Origin of the sequence: Robertmurraya beringensis, from assembly GCF_042433785.1 — a bacterium.
GTDB lineage: Bacteria > Bacillota > Bacilli > Bacillales > Cytobacillaceae > Robertmurraya_A > Robertmurraya_A beringensis.
Genome location: NZ_JBHLUU010000027.1, coordinates 102,937 through 120,274 on the forward strand (window position 1 = coordinate 102,937; position 17,338 = coordinate 120,274).

18 protein-coding genes, 1 other RNA gene and 1 riboswitch are annotated in these 17,338 nt (G+C 39.1%); of the genes, 2 read left to right on the forward strand and 17 right to left on the reverse strand.

Features of this window, described 5'->3' with window-relative positions; genetic code table 11:
* Positions 1 to 8: 8 nt before the first annotated feature.
* From ACFFHF_RS09670 to ACFFHF_RS09680, 3 genes are read right to left on the reverse strand one after another with little or no spacing between them, the layout of a single operon-like run.
* Positions 9 to 893 (reverse strand): TIGR01777 family oxidoreductase, encoded by an 885-nt coding sequence (locus ACFFHF_RS09670; RefSeq protein WP_160547591.1) that lies wholly within the window; start codon positions 891 to 893, stop codon positions 9 to 11.
* 14 nt (positions 894 to 907) lie between these two features.
* Entirely contained in the window at positions 908 to 1,297 is a 390-nt protein-coding gene (locus ACFFHF_RS09675) for a DCC1-like thiol-disulfide oxidoreductase family protein (protein WP_160547592.1), read from the reverse strand.
* A gap of 48 nt (positions 1,298 to 1,345) precedes the next feature.
* Positions 1,346 to 4,048, reverse strand: a complete 2,703-nt coding sequence (locus ACFFHF_RS09680) for a tetratricopeptide repeat protein (RefSeq protein ID WP_160547593.1) — start codon at positions 4,046 to 4,048, stop codon at positions 1,346 to 1,348.
* A gap of 218 nt (positions 4,049 to 4,266) precedes the next feature.
* Between ACFFHF_RS09680 and ssrS the strand changes: the two genes are divergently transcribed.
* Positions 4,267 to 4,463, forward strand: a non-coding RNA gene (gene ssrS / locus ACFFHF_RS09685) — 6S RNA.
* 110 nt (positions 4,464 to 4,573) lie between these two features.
* Here ssrS and ACFFHF_RS09690 read toward each other — a convergent pair.
* The gene (locus ACFFHF_RS09690) at positions 4,574 to 4,885 is read right to left on the reverse strand and encodes an ATP-binding cassette domain-containing protein (protein WP_340906231.1); all 312 of its coding nucleotides are present in this window, start codon (positions 4,883 to 4,885) and stop codon (positions 4,574 to 4,576) included.
* A 23-nt stretch (positions 4,886 to 4,908) separates the two neighbouring features.
* Here ACFFHF_RS09690 and ACFFHF_RS09695 point away from each other — a divergent pair, with 23 nt between their 5' ends.
* Positions 4,909 to 5,121 carry a hypothetical protein gene (locus tag ACFFHF_RS09695; protein ID WP_340903772.1) on the forward strand — a complete coding sequence of 71 codons (213 nt, stop codon included), beginning with the start codon at positions 4,909 to 4,911 and terminating at the stop codon, positions 5,119 to 5,121.
* A 157-nt stretch (positions 5,122 to 5,278) separates the two neighbouring features.
* Here ACFFHF_RS09695 and ACFFHF_RS09700 read toward each other — a convergent pair whose 3' ends face one another.
* The 13 genes from ACFFHF_RS09700 to ACFFHF_RS09760 form a co-directional block, all read right to left on the reverse strand.
* On the reverse strand, positions 5,279 to 5,635 hold the full coding sequence (locus tag ACFFHF_RS09700; protein WP_340903773.1) for a hypothetical protein: 357 nt from the start codon (positions 5,633 to 5,635) through the stop codon (positions 5,279 to 5,281).
* A 20-nt stretch (positions 5,636 to 5,655) separates the two neighbouring features.
* Positions 5,656 to 5,925 carry a 30S ribosomal protein S14 gene (gene rpsN / locus ACFFHF_RS09705; protein ID WP_160547594.1) on the reverse strand — a complete coding sequence of 90 codons (270 nt, stop codon included), beginning with the start codon at positions 5,923 to 5,925 and terminating at the stop codon, positions 5,656 to 5,658.
* A gap of 39 nt (positions 5,926 to 5,964) precedes the next feature.
* A complete protein-coding gene (locus ACFFHF_RS09710) occupies positions 5,965 to 6,216 on the reverse strand; it encodes a type B 50S ribosomal protein L31 (RefSeq protein ID WP_160547595.1) in 252 nt (83 codons plus the stop codon).
* Between the two features lie 177 nt (positions 6,217 to 6,393).
* Positions 6,394 to 7,587 (reverse strand): GTP-binding protein, encoded by a 1,194-nt coding sequence (locus tag ACFFHF_RS09715; RefSeq protein WP_160547596.1) that lies wholly within the window; start codon positions 7,585 to 7,587, stop codon positions 6,394 to 6,396.
* 47 nt (positions 7,588 to 7,634) lie between these two features.
* Entirely contained in the window at positions 7,635 to 8,795 is a 1,161-nt protein-coding gene (locus ACFFHF_RS09720) for an FAD-dependent oxidoreductase (protein WP_160547597.1), read from the reverse strand.
* Positions 8,796 to 9,297: 502 nt separating this feature from the next.
* Positions 9,298 to 10,080: an ABC transporter ATP-binding protein gene (locus ACFFHF_RS09725; protein ID WP_377057952.1), complete on the reverse strand. Its 783-nt coding sequence runs from the start codon at positions 10,078 to 10,080 to the stop codon at positions 9,298 to 9,300.
* Positions 10,077 to 10,781 carry an ATP-binding cassette domain-containing protein gene (locus ACFFHF_RS09730; RefSeq protein WP_377057954.1) on the reverse strand — a complete coding sequence of 235 codons (705 nt, stop codon included), beginning with the start codon at positions 10,779 to 10,781 and terminating at the stop codon, positions 10,077 to 10,079. The genes ACFFHF_RS09725 and ACFFHF_RS09730 overlap by 4 nt, the downstream gene beginning before the upstream one ends.
* A 4-nt stretch (positions 10,782 to 10,785) precedes the next feature.
* On the reverse strand, positions 10,786 to 11,601 hold the full coding sequence (locus tag ACFFHF_RS09735) for an ABC transporter permease (RefSeq protein ID WP_377057955.1): 816 nt from the start codon (positions 11,599 to 11,601) through the stop codon (positions 10,786 to 10,788).
* A 13-nt stretch (positions 11,602 to 11,614) separates the two neighbouring features.
* Positions 11,615 to 12,544: a nickel ABC transporter permease gene (nikB, locus tag ACFFHF_RS09740; RefSeq protein WP_377057956.1), complete on the reverse strand. Its 930-nt coding sequence runs from the start codon at positions 12,542 to 12,544 to the stop codon at positions 11,615 to 11,617.
* Between the two features lie 8 nt (positions 12,545 to 12,552).
* Positions 12,553 to 14,094 (reverse strand): ABC transporter substrate-binding protein, encoded by a 1,542-nt coding sequence (locus ACFFHF_RS09745; RefSeq protein ID WP_377057958.1) that lies wholly within the window; start codon positions 14,092 to 14,094, stop codon positions 12,553 to 12,555.
* Between the two features lie 182 nt (positions 14,095 to 14,276).
* A riboswitch (cobalamin riboswitch) is annotated at positions 14,277 to 14,474 on the reverse strand.
* Between the two features lie 86 nt (positions 14,475 to 14,560).
* A complete protein-coding gene (locus ACFFHF_RS09750; RefSeq protein WP_160547603.1) occupies positions 14,561 to 15,760 on the reverse strand; it encodes a CbiX/SirB N-terminal domain-containing protein in 1,200 nt (399 codons plus the stop codon).
* Between the two features lie 102 nt (positions 15,761 to 15,862).
* Positions 15,863 to 16,702 carry a methyltransferase domain-containing protein gene (locus ACFFHF_RS09755; RefSeq protein ID WP_160547604.1) on the reverse strand — a complete coding sequence of 280 codons (840 nt, stop codon included), beginning with the start codon at positions 16,700 to 16,702 and terminating at the stop codon, positions 15,863 to 15,865.
* A 94-nt stretch (positions 16,703 to 16,796) separates the two neighbouring features.
* A complete protein-coding gene (locus ACFFHF_RS09760) occupies positions 16,797 to 17,336 on the reverse strand; it encodes a cob(I)yrinic acid a,c-diamide adenosyltransferase (protein ID WP_160547605.1) in 540 nt (179 codons plus the stop codon).
* Between the last annotated feature and the right edge of the window lie 2 nt (positions 17,337 to 17,338).

Genomic DNA, 17,338 nt, shown 5'->3' on the forward strand with positions numbered 1-17,338 from the left:
TAATGGACTTAGTTCAGTATGTCCTGTAAAGTCTGATCAAGGGTTGGGTAGACAAATGTATAGCCTTCATGTTGTAATCGCTCGGGAAGAACCCAACGGCTTTTTAACACTAATTCCGTTTCGGTTTTGATGAATATAGATCCGATTTCTAACATCCATTTCGGACTTGGTAATCCAAACGGGACTCCCATGGTCTTTCTGAGGGTACTCATGAACTCGTAATTGCTAACAGGGGCTGGCGATGAACAGTTGAACACCCCGCTCAGATCGTTTCTATCTTTTAAAAATAGGACAATTTGGAATAGGTCTTCCACGTGAATCCAACTGAACTTTTGCTTTCCGTTCCCTTGGTGCCCTCCTAGACCGAATGTAACTAAATTTTTATAAGGAGTCATGACTCCACCGTCTTTTCCTAAAACGATGGCTATACGTAGGGCGACTTGTCTCGTGTTTTGAAGGTCAAAGGAGAAGAACGTTTTCTCCCAATTGGTTGCGACATCTACCGAGAAACCCGAACCGATTTCTCCGTTTTCTTCCGTCATCGGACGGTCTTCTGCGTGTCGATAAATGGTTGCTGTACTGGAGTTTACCCAGGTCTTAGGTGGATGGGTACACGCTTGAATGGATTCTCCAAGGATCGTTGTAGTCTTCACCCTTGAATTCATGATCTCATTCCTGTTTACCTCGTTGTATCGGCAATTGACTGATTTACCTGCAAGGTTAATTAAGAGTTCAGCATCCTCTAAAGCTTCAACCATGTCTTCCTTGTCTTCCCATGAAATATGCTGTTTTTGCCTCGAGATGATTTTCACCTCGTACCCTTGGTCTTCGAATCTCTTTTGAAAGTATTCGCCGATAAAGCCCGTTCCCCCGGCTATAACCACTTTTTTCATAGGCCTCTCCCTTTCTATAAAAAGCGTTTTCTTATTTCTGGTGACGGTATCATGCAATGATCCTTTTTTCCGAACCATTTGTATCTATTCTTGGCAAGGATATCGTAGAAATAGTCTCGTATAGGTTTTGGTATGATGGAAAGTACGTATAAGAGCTTCCAACCGCCTGATAAATGCTTGCTGATCCGAAGAGCGGCCGCAGACTTAAAGTAACACTTATCGTCTTTTACTAAAATTATGCTGTCCATATGTTCAGGCACTTGGTACTTTCTTTTTATCTCTTGCCCTATTTCACTTTGTAGCGAGGTGAATTTGTATACGGCATTTTTATCTCTTTTGATGATGAATTGAACGCTATGATCACAAAAGTTACATTCTCCATCGAACAAAATAATGTTGTTCATCCCCTCACCTCTTTTCAATATAAGAATATCTAGTTTTACTTACTCATCTTATGCTAAAAAACGAACGATTAATTTCTCTAATCTCTCAATATTAACCATGGCTGTCTTGGACCCTGGCGAATGTTCCAGTTGTTTCTTAAAGCATACTACACTCTCTTTATAGGAACGAACGGCCTGCTCCTCTTCCTTCATATCTAAATAACAATCTCCCATTTCCCGATAGATCTTGCCTCGACTGTTGTGGGCATAAATGTATTCGGGAGAATGCTGGAACAATTCATCACTTTTGATTAGTGACGTTTGGAACGCTTCAATGGCTAATGAGTAGTTCTTTTGTTTTCTATACAATCTTCCAAGTGAGCGATACGCAGAACTGAGCCTATTTCTTGAACTTCCTTGGACTTCTGAAAGCTCTAGCGCTGTTTCAAACGACTCCACGGCGAGTTGAAAGCTTTCAAAGGCTGGACTGAATTGACCGAGGTCGGCATACAAATCCAACAGATCCACTGACGCATGTCCTCGCATTTCATACCCATCCACATATTCCGGTGCCTTCTCGATCACTTCATTGTAGATGGAAATCGCTTGATGGAAGTTTGCTAGTTTCTCTTCTTTTTTAGAAATGGCCTCTGCCAGACGTTTATAGGCCAGACCTTGGTGCGCCCGGATGGTGATGGTATCTTTTAGCTCCTTCGATGACAGCGCCTGCTCATAGGATTGAATGGATTGGTAAAAATGATGAAGATCCTCGCCAAGTGACCCTTCATCATTCTGTAACTCTCCTAATTTTTCGTGCACTTGCCCGAGGGTGGCGTATAGTTCAGCTGATGGTTCACCCCATTCAATTAACCTAGAGCACTTGTCTAAAGCCTTCTGATACGATTGTTGTGCTAGCTCGTATTTGGATTGAAGTTTATAGATTTTTCCTAGTCGTGTGGAAATCCAAGCGATCTCTTGTAGAACTTGTGGTTCTTCTTGGACTTTTTCTAATTCTTGAATTGCACTCACAAACGCATAAACCGCTTTTTCATAGTCATTGGTATTTCGGTACAAGTCTCCCAGCTTCTTTTGAAGATAGGCAATTTGTATCTGACCTTCACCCTGTATTTCGTAAAGCTGAATCGCCCTATTCGCCCGCGCTTCTGCTAACTCATATTGTCCATTTAACAGATACAGTTCACATAGACCTTGTTGTACCAGCGTCTGTACTTGCCAGTCACTGTACTCCTCCGCTAATCTTTCATACTCTTTGATTAACGAACTCCAATGCCCGTTATTGGTCATCACCACAGAGTATTGAGAAAGCCAGTCAACTAATTTATCCGTGGTGAGGACCCTTTCCCCGTGATGAAGGGCCTCCACAAATGCGGTTGGAAGTTCCTCCTGCTGATCCAGTCTTTTAGAATAATAGGTATGAAGAAACGTATGAACTTGCTGGAACAATGAGGGTGTTTGCTCCTCCACCTGATGATACAGCCCTTGCTTCATCAACTTATGCATCGACCAGGATCCGTCCTGATCTAGCTCTTGGATAAAGGAGAATTCACAAAGCTCGGGAAATGCCGTCACAGGATAAAAGGTTTTGAATTCAGTGACGAGCTCGACAAAAAGATCCTCTGTCCAAAATCTTGGAACCGATAAGATTTTTAACGTTTCTTTTTCCGGACGGTCTAAATATTTTAAAAAGCGATGAAGCACTTCTTCTGGACGCTTTGAAAAGTCCGCTACCTCAGGCACTTGTTTTCTTGAAATGAGCTGATACGTATCTACCATTAAGTCTAGATAGTAGGGAAGTCCTTCGCTTCCTTGGATGATCGCCCCTTGGATGAATTCATCTGAAATGAGGCAGGAATTCAGAAAGCTTTTGCAGTCCGTTGGAGATAGTTCCCCCATTAAATGCTGCTCAACTACCGAATTCCACTCCGGATTGCTTTTTTCCCAGACGAGTTTTTCTCGGCCACAAATGACATTTAGGACCGAGACCTCGTCAAATTGCAGGATCAATTCCTTAATCCACTCGTCCCTTTCATCGAAGGAACCGACCGAACGATCCTTTTCCCATAAGGCTTCATAGGTATCGAAAAAGAACACCGCTTTTTTGTTTGTTTTTTTCAACCAACTGATTACATCTGCCGCCCAATACACCAAAAGCATGTCTTCAATATCCTTTGGGTGCATGTCCTTCAAGTCAGCTAGTATTTCTTTGCCAATTCGATTCCACCATTGCATCACGTCCCGGTAGTTGGCTAGGCCATCAATGAGCTTGATCGTCTTCGGAATCCATTGAACGACCGGGAGATTTTCAAGTTGTGTGACTAATTCAGCCACAAAGCTTCCTTCTTCTAAAAATGGAATCGACTTTCGCTCAGACTTCATCGTGATTTGCGATTTCATCCGACTCCAATAAATCGCATACGCCAAATCAAAGGTCGTAAATTTGATGTTATGCTCCTGTGTTAATTGCTGGCGAAACCAAATCAGGGCTTCTGAAGGATCCCGGTGTTTTTCTTCGCGAAAATCAATCGTCACTTTTATGGCAGTGTCATCAAGTGTACTGGTCATATGTTGTAATTCTTTTTGCAATCGTGACTTGCCAATCCCCCCGACTCCATAATAGACGAGTACTTTATATTGCTCGTGGGATAACGATTGGAAGGCATTAATATACGACCGTCTCGGCTCCTCACGATCGGTAAACTGCCGAGACGCGGTTTCTTTCAATTGTTTGATCGAGCGTTTTGGTTTTAGCATAGGTACTCCTCAAAAGGCTTTAGTATATAGGAATATTTTAACATGAAATAATTAGCAGCTGGGTAAAGAAAAATGCCAAGTGAATATCTCCACCTGGCATTCTTCTAATGGCTTATGGTTTAAAAATCGTGCCTCTCCTAGTATTGCAAGTGTAAGTTAGAGGATGCATGAGGAATGATTACCATTGAATTAAACATCAAATCATAGTAATATAAGTACATCAGCTGCATTGTTCGTATTCATAATAAAGTTTTAACCTTTAAGCTGTAATAGGGAGTTTAACATCGAAACACGAATGACAAGTCTCCGTCTATACGACAAGGAGGACAGGCAGGAATGTTTCTGCGAACACCCACTTTGAGGAGTGGTGGTTTAAAACTTTCTTATCCTTTAATACGGCAAATGCGGCACTACATATGAGAGAAACCAGTTTCCATTGGAGACTGGTTTTTTTCATTAGAAAATGGATATCAGTTCTTTTGTATAAGGATGGCGATCGGTACTAAATAGCTGTTCTTGGTTGAACTAATCGACTATCTCCCCATCTTTCATAACCATGATTCTTTGGCTCATTTGGTTAACGGCAGCAAGATCATGTGAAATAAACAAATAAGAAAGATTCAAGGTTTCACGAAGCTCTGTTAAAAGAGTGAGCACGGCCCCCTGGGAAATCACATCTAAGCTTGCGGTCGGCTCATCTAGAACAATCAGATCTGGCTCAATACTGATCGAACGCGCAATCGTTACACGTTGCTTTTGTCCGCCACTTAATTCATGCGGATATTGATTCGCTACATGTGAAGGCAGTTCCACCGCTTCAAGAAGCTGTCGGATAATGCGTCCTTTGAGGTATAGGAAAAATGACTAAGGACGAATTCTTTTCTATACTGTTCATAAGGTTCAAAGATGGATTCTTTTATTTTCAGCTTTGGATTAAGCAGCTGTCGGGTTTTGAAATACGATTTGAATTTTTTTTCGATAAGGATATAATTCACCATATCGGTCAATTTTCTGTTTGGGAAAGAGAATTAGAACTAATGGCTGTATCTGCTAAATTATCGGTAGAAAGTTAAAATCTGTATATTCTTATTAAAGTATGCTTAGTTGAACAAGGATTGGGAAACCATTCTAGTTTGGTTCCCTTTGTTTTTTTCTAATTATCTATTTAACATTTACCACAGCCTTCATAAAAAATAAGGCTGATTTCTTTTTAAAATCAGCCTTACTATCCTACGAGGTAACAAAGAAATACTGTACCTGTTGATTGGTTTCTACTTGCTTTCCATGTAATTGTTCAGTAAAATCAATCCACTTATAATTCTTCAGTTTATTTTCAAGCTTTTCGCTAATTTCATCTTCAATGTCATGCATGACCCTTACCGTTTCTTCTATTGACATGTTGAATCGCTCGGCCGCTTGATGGTGTGGGGAATGTTCCCTTAGAAGGGCTAAGAATTCTTCCCTCGTATCGGATTGCTGAGCAAGAGAATCTTCAATGCTTTCAATAAATTGGTAGAGCTTTCTCCGATTCCTTGGCAAGGAAGCTACAATATTTCTTACGAAAACCTCCATCATTTTTTCATTCATGATCCATGCCCTTCTTTCTTTTACCAGCTGGATTTCTTTACACCAGGGATCTGACCCTTATGGGCAAGCTCACGAAAGGCAATACGCGACATCTTAAATTTTCTCAAATATCCTCTTGGTCTGCCAGTCACTAAGCAGCGATTGTGAAGACGGGAAGGAGCTGAATCACGTGGTAGCTTACTTAACGCTTCATAATCCCCTTTTTCCTTTAGTTCTCTTCTCTTTTCTGCGTATTGTTCCACTAGCTTTTGTCTTTTAAGTTCTTTTGCCACTTTAGACTTCTTTGCCATATTAGACTCCTCCTATATGATAAGCATAATCATTACGATTTATTTTTCTTTCATATTGTATTTCTGAAGGAAACGATCCACTCTTCCGCCTTTATCTGCGAACTTCTGCTTGCCTGTGTAGAAGGGATGGGTGTCCGAACTAACTTCTACTTTTAGTAAGGGGTACGTATTTCCATCTTCCCATTCAATCTTCTCGTTCGATCTTTTTGTAGAACCGGTTAAGAATTTATAGCCACTGTTCACGTCCATAAAGACCACTTTATTGTAAGTAGGATGTGTATTTGGTTTCATATTTTTTTACCTCCGATTATTTTTTATGACAAATGCTCTTCCTTTTTCTCGCTACGGAAGTCATAACACTCTCTTTATGACTTCTCCCCTTCCTTATCCCATGCATCAGACGTCATAACTTTCACTTTATGACCTCTGTAACCTCCTATTTGATACCCAACGAGTCATAAATCTTCCTCACACCGTTACTTCTTCTACATAAAAAGGTGGCAGTGGATCACTTAGCTTGTTCCAATCTTGATCCATTTCCTCTTCTGTTAATAAACAGGCATCTAGGCTCTCTATCAGTTCTTCTTTGTTAAAATCTATGCCGATAAAAACAAGTTCATTCATTCGGTCACCATACTCCTTATCCCAACGTTCCAGTAATTCTGGTTCCTCCTCCAGAATTCTCGCTTGTTCTTCTTTAGGAGCTGCGGCAATCCATTCTCCTGCTCCCTGAAAGATAATAGAGGGCCCAGCCTGCGAGAGTAGACCTGTCATATCGTTTCGAGTCGCTAACCAGAAGAACCCCTTCGCACGAACAATTTCTGATGGCCAATTTTCCAACCAATGATTCCATCTTTCTGGATGAAATGGCTTTCTACTGCGATACACAAAGGAAGAGATTCCGTACTCCTCTGTCTCTGGTGTATGCTCTTCATTTAACTCCTTAATCCAGCCTGCCGCTTGACTTGCTTTGTCAAAATCAAACAGCCCCGTATGTAGGATATTTGATAAAGCAACAACAGAATGTGCACTTTCAACCACTTTCGCCTCTGGGTTCAGCTTTTGAAGCACGGCTTTTAATTCCTCCATGCTTTCTTGACTCACTAAATCAATTTTATTTAAGATAAGAACATTCGCAAATTCAATCTGATCTATGAGTAGATCTACCACTTCCCTTGTATCGGTTTCATCATTCGCCTGTTTTCTATCAAGGAGACTTTCACCTGAAGCAAAGTCATGCCAAAAACGATTCGCGTCAACCACCGTCACCATCGTATCCAGTTGACAGTACTCAGACAGGTTCATTCCTAAGTCTTCATCCAAATAACTAAACGTTTGTGCAACGGGTACAGGCTCAGAAATCCCCGATGATTCGATCAAGATATAATCAATATCCCCTTCTTTCACAAGCCGCTCTACTTCCACCATTAAGTCCTCGCGCAATGTACAGCAAATACAGCCATTCTGCATTTCAACCAGCTTTTCTTCCGTGCGGCTGAATCCACCTTTTTTCACCATGGACGCATCAATATTTACCTCGCTCATATCGTTAACAATAACGGCAAACTTTAAATTTTCTTTGTTTTGTAACACATGATTTAACAAGGTCGTCTTCCCCGAACCTAAGTATCCACTTAAAACCGTTACCGGTACCTTTCTCATCCTCTTCTCTCCCTTGTTCATTTTTAGGAATCATTACGATTTAAATTTTATAAACTAGCAACAATTTTTTCGGCTGCCTGTCTGGCACCAGAAATATTTCTAGCAATTGGGCCGATCTCCAACTCTGCCAACGGTCCCATCACATACAAATGCGGACACCACTGAAGGTTTTTGCTGACAATTGGATAGCCACAATTGGCACAATGTAAATGTTCTTCTTCAATCAGTTTCTCTACCCAGTTGCCAGGTCTTGTTGGGTAAAATCCTGTTGCAAGTAATACATGTCGGGCTTGATAAGACTTAGAGCTTACGTGTAGGGTTAGATACTCCTGTTCCATTGCATAAGAGTTTACTTCTCCGTCAACAATACGTAGCTTTTGCTTAGCTTCTAGACCCTTTATTTTATGAAAGACGTCCTTAGGTACAGAGCCTTTTAATCTAGCCTCTTTTATCTGTTCTCGACGAATCGTATAATCCATCACCCTACGATAGGGCCCTTGTCGTTTTACCCCTAACCAGCCTGGATCACTATCAAAATCATGAACCCGAAAAGGATGACGTTTGATTAAGGTCACTTCACCAGGAAATTCTCTTGCCATCTTGATGGCAAGATGAGCTGCCGTAATCCCTCCCCCAATGATTGCAATCGGAGGTTTCATTTCCTTTAGATTTTCGAGCTTATCGTCAAATATATGGTGAACCTGTTTCGGAGAATGGAAAGCAAGTTCCTTTGCCCAATCAGGTACCAATAGTTGCTCATTTACACTAATCGCTATGACCACATTTTTCGATTGAATCATTTTTCCATCTTCCGTTGTTACTTCCCATCCCCCTTTAGCTTTTTGAACCTTTTCCACTACTCCTCTATACCAACTTTTCTTCAAGTTGAAATCAGAAATTATTTTTTCACTATGGTCGTTAAACAATTGTAGCGATGGACGGTTATACACCCCATAAAATGGGTTATGTAGATCGGTTTGCTTTCCGAATTGCAGCAAACTAAAAGGATGAACATCAATATGATGAACGGACGGAGACCGAAGAAATGTCATACCGATTCTTTCCGTATTTCGTTTCCATCTTGCCATGGGCTCCGAATGGGGATCGATGATACATAGTTTCTCATTTCGAACTTTCCCATGTTTAAGTAAATACGTTGAAATCGTACAGCCATGAATTCCGCCTCCGATCACTAACCAATCAAACATTTTTTGACCTCCTTCCCTTTAATCGTAATTGTTACGATTTACATTCTAAACAAAATGAAAAATAAACACAACCCCCTTTTTGAAAATTTTTGCTGATGCTTCTACCTTTGCTCTTTTCATAAATTTTTCAAATAATCAATTGCAAATCGTAATGATTACTATTATAATCAACATAAATCGAAATTATTACGATTAACATAAAGAGAGATGGTTTTACAGAGGGGTGACGAGAAATTGAAGAAAAAAATGATTTCGCTATTATCTTTTCTAACCGGTTTTGTTCGTATTGTCGGCTTGTAACAGTACTACGTCAACAGAGAGTAATACTGAGAATACGAGTGACAAACTACAAATCTATACAACTATATACCCCATACAATATTTTACTGAGAGAATCGGTGGAGACTATGTTTCAACAAAGAATTCTGAGGACTATTTTTATATAATGAAAGACCAGTTTCCTTTGGAAACTGGTTTTTATTATTTATATGTTTCACACTTCTTAGTTTCTAATTATATCTAGAGTTTTAAACAGTACACGTGAATAAGAGTGTTTGATGTTATTGGTATTTTTCCCCTCAATTGTCTCCACTAGTTTTCCGTCATACATTACCATTATGCGGTCACAAAATTTTCTAGTTGTCACTAGGTCATGTGAAATAAATAAATAGGTTAGTTTATATTGTTTTTTTATATTTTCCAACATGTTTATGATTACTTGTTGCGAATCTAGGTCCAGGCTAGAGATGGATTCATCAAAAATTATCAGTTCTGGTCTTACAACCAAGGCCTTCGCAATACAAACCCGTTGCTTCTGCCCACCACTCAATTGATGAGGATATCTTGAAAGATATGACTCATCAAGATTTACTAGCCTGAGGACTTTCTTGTAGCTTTCTTCCCATGTCGATTTTTCATTTGGATAATAATTAAGAAGAGGTTCTAACAAAATTTCCTTTATTGTCATTTTTGGAAACAGGGATGACGAAGAGTCTTGAAAAACTAGTTGAATATGTTTATATAACCATTGACTACTCTTGTCCTTTATCGACTGACCTCTGAAGCAAATTTCTCCTGATGTGAGAGGCTCTAATTTTGTGATTAGTTTAGCCAACGTACTTTTTCCACTTCCACTTTCCCCTACTAGACCAATACTTTCCCCGCTCGCTATTGTAAAATTTATTTGATGAACCGCCTTAATATATTCCTTTATCACAAATAATGATTTGTTTCTAGCTCTTCTTGGAAACGCTTTTGTCACATTCTTCAGTTCTAATAGGATCAACTTGTCACTCCTCCAGCATTCATCTGAATAATACGATTTGCATATTTATTTATACTTTGTTGATCATGAGAGATTAATAAAATGGTTAGCTGATAGTCCTTCTGTAATTTCTTTAATAGTGTCAAAACCTTTTCTCTATTTATGGCATCAAGTGCAGTGGTTGGTTCATCTGCGATTAATATCTTAGGTTTCATGCTGACCATCATAGCTAATAAAATCCGTTGGCGCATTCCCCCACTAAGTTCAAATGGATATGACGATAATATTAGGTTTGGATGAGAAAAACCAACCTGATTTAAAAGAGAATGTAGGTACTCTTCTAACTCCTTACTCTTCCACTTTTGTCTAAGTCTTAATGTTTCCACCATTTGTTTTTTTATCGTTCTAATGGGATTTAAACCATTTAAAGATTCTTGAATCAGTAAGGAAATTTCCTTACGCCTAAACCTTTGCCATTCCTTCTCGTCAAGAAAGTTAATGATCTGGTCATTATAAATCATTTGGCCTTTGGTCACCTTCCACCGATCTCCTAACATGCCTACCATTGCATGCGCTGTTACACTCTTTCCACATCCACTTGGTCCTGTAATAGCGACCATTTCTCCAGCAAATAATTCAAAAGATATATTTTGAACGATAGGTTTATGATAATAAGAAATTTCTAAATCTTTTACACGTAAAAGAGGCCTGTTTGAAATCAATTTCCTACACCTCTTTCACACTGTGTTTACTATACTGATCACCTATTAATTGACAGGCTAACATAAACAGGAAGAGGGCCAGTCCCGGAAAAATCATGACAAATGGCGCAATCTGAAAATACAAAGTGGCATCATGTAGCATACTTCCCCATTCTGGAGTCGGAGGTTGGGTTCCTAGGCCTAAAAAAGAAAGTGCTGCTATTAAAAGGACAATTTTCCCCATATCCAACGTTCCAAACACCACTAGATTTTGGAGAATAACAGGAAATATATAATACCTCATGATACGAAAATGTGAATTCCCTGACATTCGAGCAGAGAAAATATAATCTTCTTCGCATGTTTTTATTACTAAACTACGAATGAACCGAACATAATTAGTCCATCGAACGATTAAAATAGCCATTACCATATTGAAAAGACTGGGACCTAATACGCCAACAATCGTTATTGCCAGGATAATATCTGGAATGGCAAGGGTGACATCGATGAAACGCATGATCAAATAGTCTAACCTCCCACGAAAATATCCTATAAATAAAGCAATAGGAAGGCTAATAACAAAGGTTAAAAGCATAATGATCACAGAATACACAACACTTACTCTTATCCCATAAATAATTCGTGATAAGATACAACGTCCTAAATGATCCGTTCCAAAGGGATATTCGAAATTTGGCGATAATAGGCGTTTAGAGAGATTTACTTCCAGAGGGTCATGAGGAGATACCCCTGGTGCTAATAAGCCAATTACAAAAATAAAGATAAGAAGAGATACACCAACCATTTTCTTACACTTAAATATATCTCTGACCTTCATGGACATCCCTCCCCTAACGTACGGTTAATCTTGGATCTAATACGACATATATAAAATCTACAATTATATGGACAGTGACAAATAGACATGAAGTAAACACTACATATCCTTGAATGACTGGATAATCTCGCATATTAATGGCATCGATTATATACTTTCCTAACCCAGGCCAAGAAAAAATAGTTTCTACAATTACACTTCCAGCTAGCATAAATGCTAAACTAGTCCCAAGCATGGTTAGCACTGGTAGAAAAGCGTGTTTAAAAATATGAAAAATAAAGATTCTTGTTCTTGAAATACCTCTCATTTTTGCAGCCTTAACAAAAGGTTGATTGTTCAGCTCGAGCATATTTGTTCGAAGGATACGAGCATACACCACTCCCAAACCCAATCCCAGGGTTATAGCAGGTAGCACAAGGTGTTGTAATGTTCCACGACCCATAGAAGGAAACCAACCAAATTGAACAGAGAAAAAATAAATAAATAGAAATCCCAACCAAAAAGTAGGAACGGAAGAACCGACAATGGCCAGCATTCTTCCCACTAAATCCAAGCAGTTATTAGAATAAATAGCCGTAGAAATCCCCAAAATAATCGTCACTAAAAACATAACAAGTAATCCAGCGAATGCCAATTCCAACGTCGCGGGTAGCCTATATACTAATTCCTTTACAACGGGTTCTTTGGAAACATAGGATGTCCCCCAATCCCATAAAAAAGCGTCTTTTAACCAATGAATATATTGACTCCATAAGCTCTCTGTCAAACCTAATTCTTCTCTTAAGGCTATCAATGCTTCTTCAGATGCTGGCACATTATGCTTGGTTAATAGGATATATGCTGGATCACCTGGTGCTAACCTTAATAATAGAAAAGTGAAAGTAGATACGAAAAAAATCACGAAAAACAAATGCAATAAACGGGCTAACCCATAACGAATCATATGCTTCCCTACTTACTTATATCAAGCTGGGAGTGAATATAGTAATACTCAATAGGATGTGGAGTAAACCCTTCCACCCCTTTTTTAGCACTAAATACGGTCTTGGGATGAACAATAAATGATTGTGGCACGTCATTAATAATCAAATCTTGAATTTCAATCGCTACCTGATCACGCTTCGCTCGGTCAGTAGTTTCATTTAATTCATTGATTTTCTGATCAACGATTGGAGATTCATAGTTACTAATATTAGATTCACTACTTGATTGATAGAACATACTTAAAAAGTATTGCGGATCTCCAGTATGCGCAGTTAGCATGCTATACATGGATAAATCCCAATCTTCATTCATTAACGCTTCATCAATATTTTCTACTTGACGTATACTTACTTTTATTCCTTGTTTCAATAATTCACTTTGAATTACCTCCGCCATAACGGTTAACTCCGGACGTTGTGGAAAGGTAAAAAGTGTAACATCAAATATAGTCCCTTGCCTTTCCCAAATACCTTCTTCATTTTTCTTCCAACCTGCTTTTTTTAGTAACTCACTACTAGATAACGATGGTTCTAGTTTCGCAACATTCCCAAATGAGAATACTTCCGGAAAGGGACTTTTTGCTTCTGTACCTGCATTTAGCATAATAGATTGAACAATCTCTTCACGTGGAGTATTCAAATCAACCACTTTTCTAAGAGCTAATTCCTTAAAAAATGGGGAATTCATATTAAACATCAACATATGAGTTCGTAATGATGGAGTGACGTATACTTCAAATTTTTCATCCTTTTCTAATACTGCCATGTTATCAATCGGAATATCTGTCGCACCATCCACATCACCTGATTGAAGTGACATTAATCTCGTAGTTCCTTCTGGAATATACTTAATGATTACTTCAGACAATAGCGCTTGTTCTCCCCAATAATCTTCAAATCTTTCCACAACAAGGGATTCATCTTTTTTAAATTGTTTAAACGAAAAGGCTCCTGTAAGAGCAGGATAACGATTCTCATCATCTATAGTGCTTACATCCGCGATCATTGTAGATGGATCTGCTAAATGAGGAATTAATGCTGCGTTCGCTTGTACAGTGACAATTATTAACTCATGTGCGGATACAACCTCTATGGTTTCAATGTTCAAAAGGTCTTTTACTTTTGGATCCTTCTCTATCGAGCGCAGTAAGGAATTCTTTACACTTGACGCATCCATCGCTTTTCCGTTGTGAAAACTAACATTCTCCTCAAGCTTAAATCTCCATGTAGTAGCATCTTCTTGCGTCCATTCTTTCGCTAACCACGGATTAACTTGTAAATCTTCATCCAACTTTACCAATGTTTCTCCTGTTCCTGTACGCATAACCTCCCAACTATCACTACCATGGGGGTCAAGACTTTGTGGACTCCAAGGGAATGCCAGAGTCATTTTTTTATCTTTTTTAGGGGAATCTCCAATTCCAATAGTTTTTTCCTGGCTACATCCAGAGAACACGATTAGGAAACAAACAAAAAAATACACCATTTTCCCCTTACCATATTTACCCATAAAAATACCTCCATTATTAAATAAAAAAAGCACTTCCAACCGTAATAACGAAAGCGGTCAGAAATGCTTTTCATGATAGAGGGGAATAGGAATCTCACCACATCCAAACTCATTGATGTTGGCATGTATAAGAAGATCCTTTATCAGCATCCTAACCACCTCCCTAAAATCCCGTAGGTCAATCGGCGATGTTAAAATAGGCAGGTCTCCTGACTTAAGGAAACATTCAAACCTTCCCAGGAGTACCCCAGTGGTATATTTGAATGTTCTTCACACTATTGTGAAATTCCCATTACAGTGGCGGGTCCGTGTCGGCATTTAACCGACTTCCCTTTTAAGCGGATAAAGTTATATCTAGCACCTATTTCCAAAACATTATTAAGATGTACTTAGTAATTTAATTTCAATTCCGAAAACCTTCTTCTTTTTACTGACCTATTCCCTTCCAAAACCAGTTGACTATCCTCTAATTATGGTGATGATGATGTTCATACCCATGTTCTTCCGCATATTTACGGAAATTTTCTAAATCTTGCATTCCAGTCGATGTACCGTTTAAGGCCTGGTTCATACGTTCTAACAGTACCGTTCTTAACTTTGGATGATAGCCAAAATACTGTGCTATATCTATTGATACATGCGGATAAGACTCTTTAAACTGTTCGGCCATTTTATTCATTCTTTTCATTAAAATGCCCGTAAATAAAAAATACGGCAGCATGATGATTTTTTTTGCGCCCAATTTAATGCAGCGTTCCATCCCATCCTGCACAGTTGGCGTCGTTACCCCCATAAAGGCACTTTCAACAATAGGTACATTTAATTTCTCCCACAATAATCTGCTAATTTTATAAAAATCACCATTAGCATATGGATCGCTGCCGCCTCGTCCAATTAATAAAATGGCCGTATCCTCATGCTTTTGCTCCACATCAAAACCTGTTTCAGTAAGTCTTGTTTTTAAAATTTCAAAAACTTCCTCATGAACACCTATCGTTTGGCCATAGGTAAATTGAACATCTGGGAAATGCTCTTTTGCATGTTCAATTTCTGCAGGAATGTGCAATTTTGAGTGTCCTGCATGTAATAAAATGATGGGAATTACATGTATTTCATCCGCACCTTTTTCAACACATATCTGAATCCCATCTTCAATATTTGGTGTTGCAAATTCTAAAAAGCATGTTTCTACTAAAAGGGCTGGATCAATGTATTCTTTCATCTGCCCGATAAATTCGCGAACCTCTATATTTCCTGCCTCCAGCCTGCTACCATGTCCAACAAATAATACAGCTTTTTTAATTGGTCCATTACCTTTCTTGTATTTTTCAATTCCTTTTATGCGGTCTTCGCTGCGCTTCCGCACACCGTGCTCCATTGAATAAATGATAGCATCTTGTTCAACTGCCTCATGAACAATATCACGAGCGGTTTCTTCATGTTGAACCGAATACCATGTCCCTTTTGGGTAATCAATTACTACGCATTTATCTTTACAGCGGCCGTTACATCGTGTACGGGATGTATGAATATGCTCATCCAAACGGTTTTTACGGATTTCATCACGAATTTGCTGCGTGACCTCTTCAGCTCCTGCTGCCATACAGGTTGCCCCATTGCAAATAAGTAAGTGACGCTGCATTTGTGTTAAATCCCATGTCGTCATAAAGTTACCTCCCTCTCTCCATCATCTTGGACCCTCTATATCTCTTTGTTATATCAACAGAGCCTCCGATTAAAGCACGTATATTAGAGGTTAAAACGAAACTTAGTCATGTAACTTCACAGGCTCCCAACTAATGATCGCAGCATAGAATGTGTGACGGTATACATACTGGCCATTCTCCATAGCAATAAAACCTTCGAGTGATGCTTTCACATGTGCCATATCAAACTGGGGTGATAAGATTTTTTTGCTTTGTGCTTCATATAATTGCTGCAACGTATCATAACGATACTCACGCTCCAGCTTGAGCATTTCACAATTTGCAAAAATCCCTAACTGATACAGCATATTGACGATGGTAATATAATCACGGCGAGGATATTTAATGTAATAGCCAAACTGCTCATCTAAAATAACGTAATGCGGCTGAATAGGTCCTGTTGTTAAGCCAATGATGGCTCGCTTTTTGGCAAGCCGGTTCATTTTTTTCAACGCCGCATTCATTTCATACATACGATAAAAGCAGTTCACCCCAATAACAACATCATGTTGCTCAATTTGCGCTTTTTCCCATTTACTATGAACGAACCGAACATTTGCATCGTTTTCAAAGTATTGTTTTAAATAATCAAGCACACTTTCAGAACCATCCACTAACGTTAATCTTTTGACGTTTTGACGGAGTTGAAAGGTATAATTGCCCCAGCCCGGCCCCATTTCAATACAAGATGCATTCTGCGGGATATGCTGTTTCATTACTTCGTAAATTTTTTTTGCATAGTTATCTGTTTGCTTGTATGTTTTTTTCCTCATGGACTGAGCCCAAAATGCTTCTTCCAGTTCATCATCAATCATTCGTTCTGGCATCTTGCCATGCCAGTTTAACATGCCTTCTTTCCACAGCTTTTCAAAATCAAAGCGTAAAGGGGATCCTTTTTTCATTGAACTTTCTCCTCAATCTCGACAACCTAAATGGACAATCCTTCTCTGGTGAATTGGGTGCCTGTTTGTGATTTAAATATGGCGTCCTCAATGCTTAAAACTCAAGCCCCTTCATCGCTTTAACATCATGATCAGTATAATAATGTTTTGTAGCATCAATCGTTGACACTAAATCAGCTAAAGCGAGTAAAGATGGATGAGCAGAACGGCCTGTGATTATTAGGTGCATCGTTTTGGGACGGTTTTGTATGGCCGCTAACACCTCATGTAACGGCAATACATCATCGATTGGAAAACGTGTGATGGCTAACGCATTATTCAACTCATCCAGCACTAAAACATCTGTTGTTACATCATTTAGCTCTTCTTTTACTGTCTGCCAGGCTTTCGCCAGTGCTTCGCGATGCTCCTCCGGTGTTTTCGTCCATGTAAAACCGACACCTAATTGCACGGTTTCAATACCGAGTTTTCGCAGGGCAATTTGTTCACCATATGTACGTTCAGGTGATTTAATAAATTGAAAGTATTTCACCTTCATGCCGCGGCCAATTGCACGTAATACTACACCAAGTGAAGCAGTTGTTTTTCCTTTGCCTTCTCCTGTGTAAACTAACAACATCCCCTGTCGAGCCATGT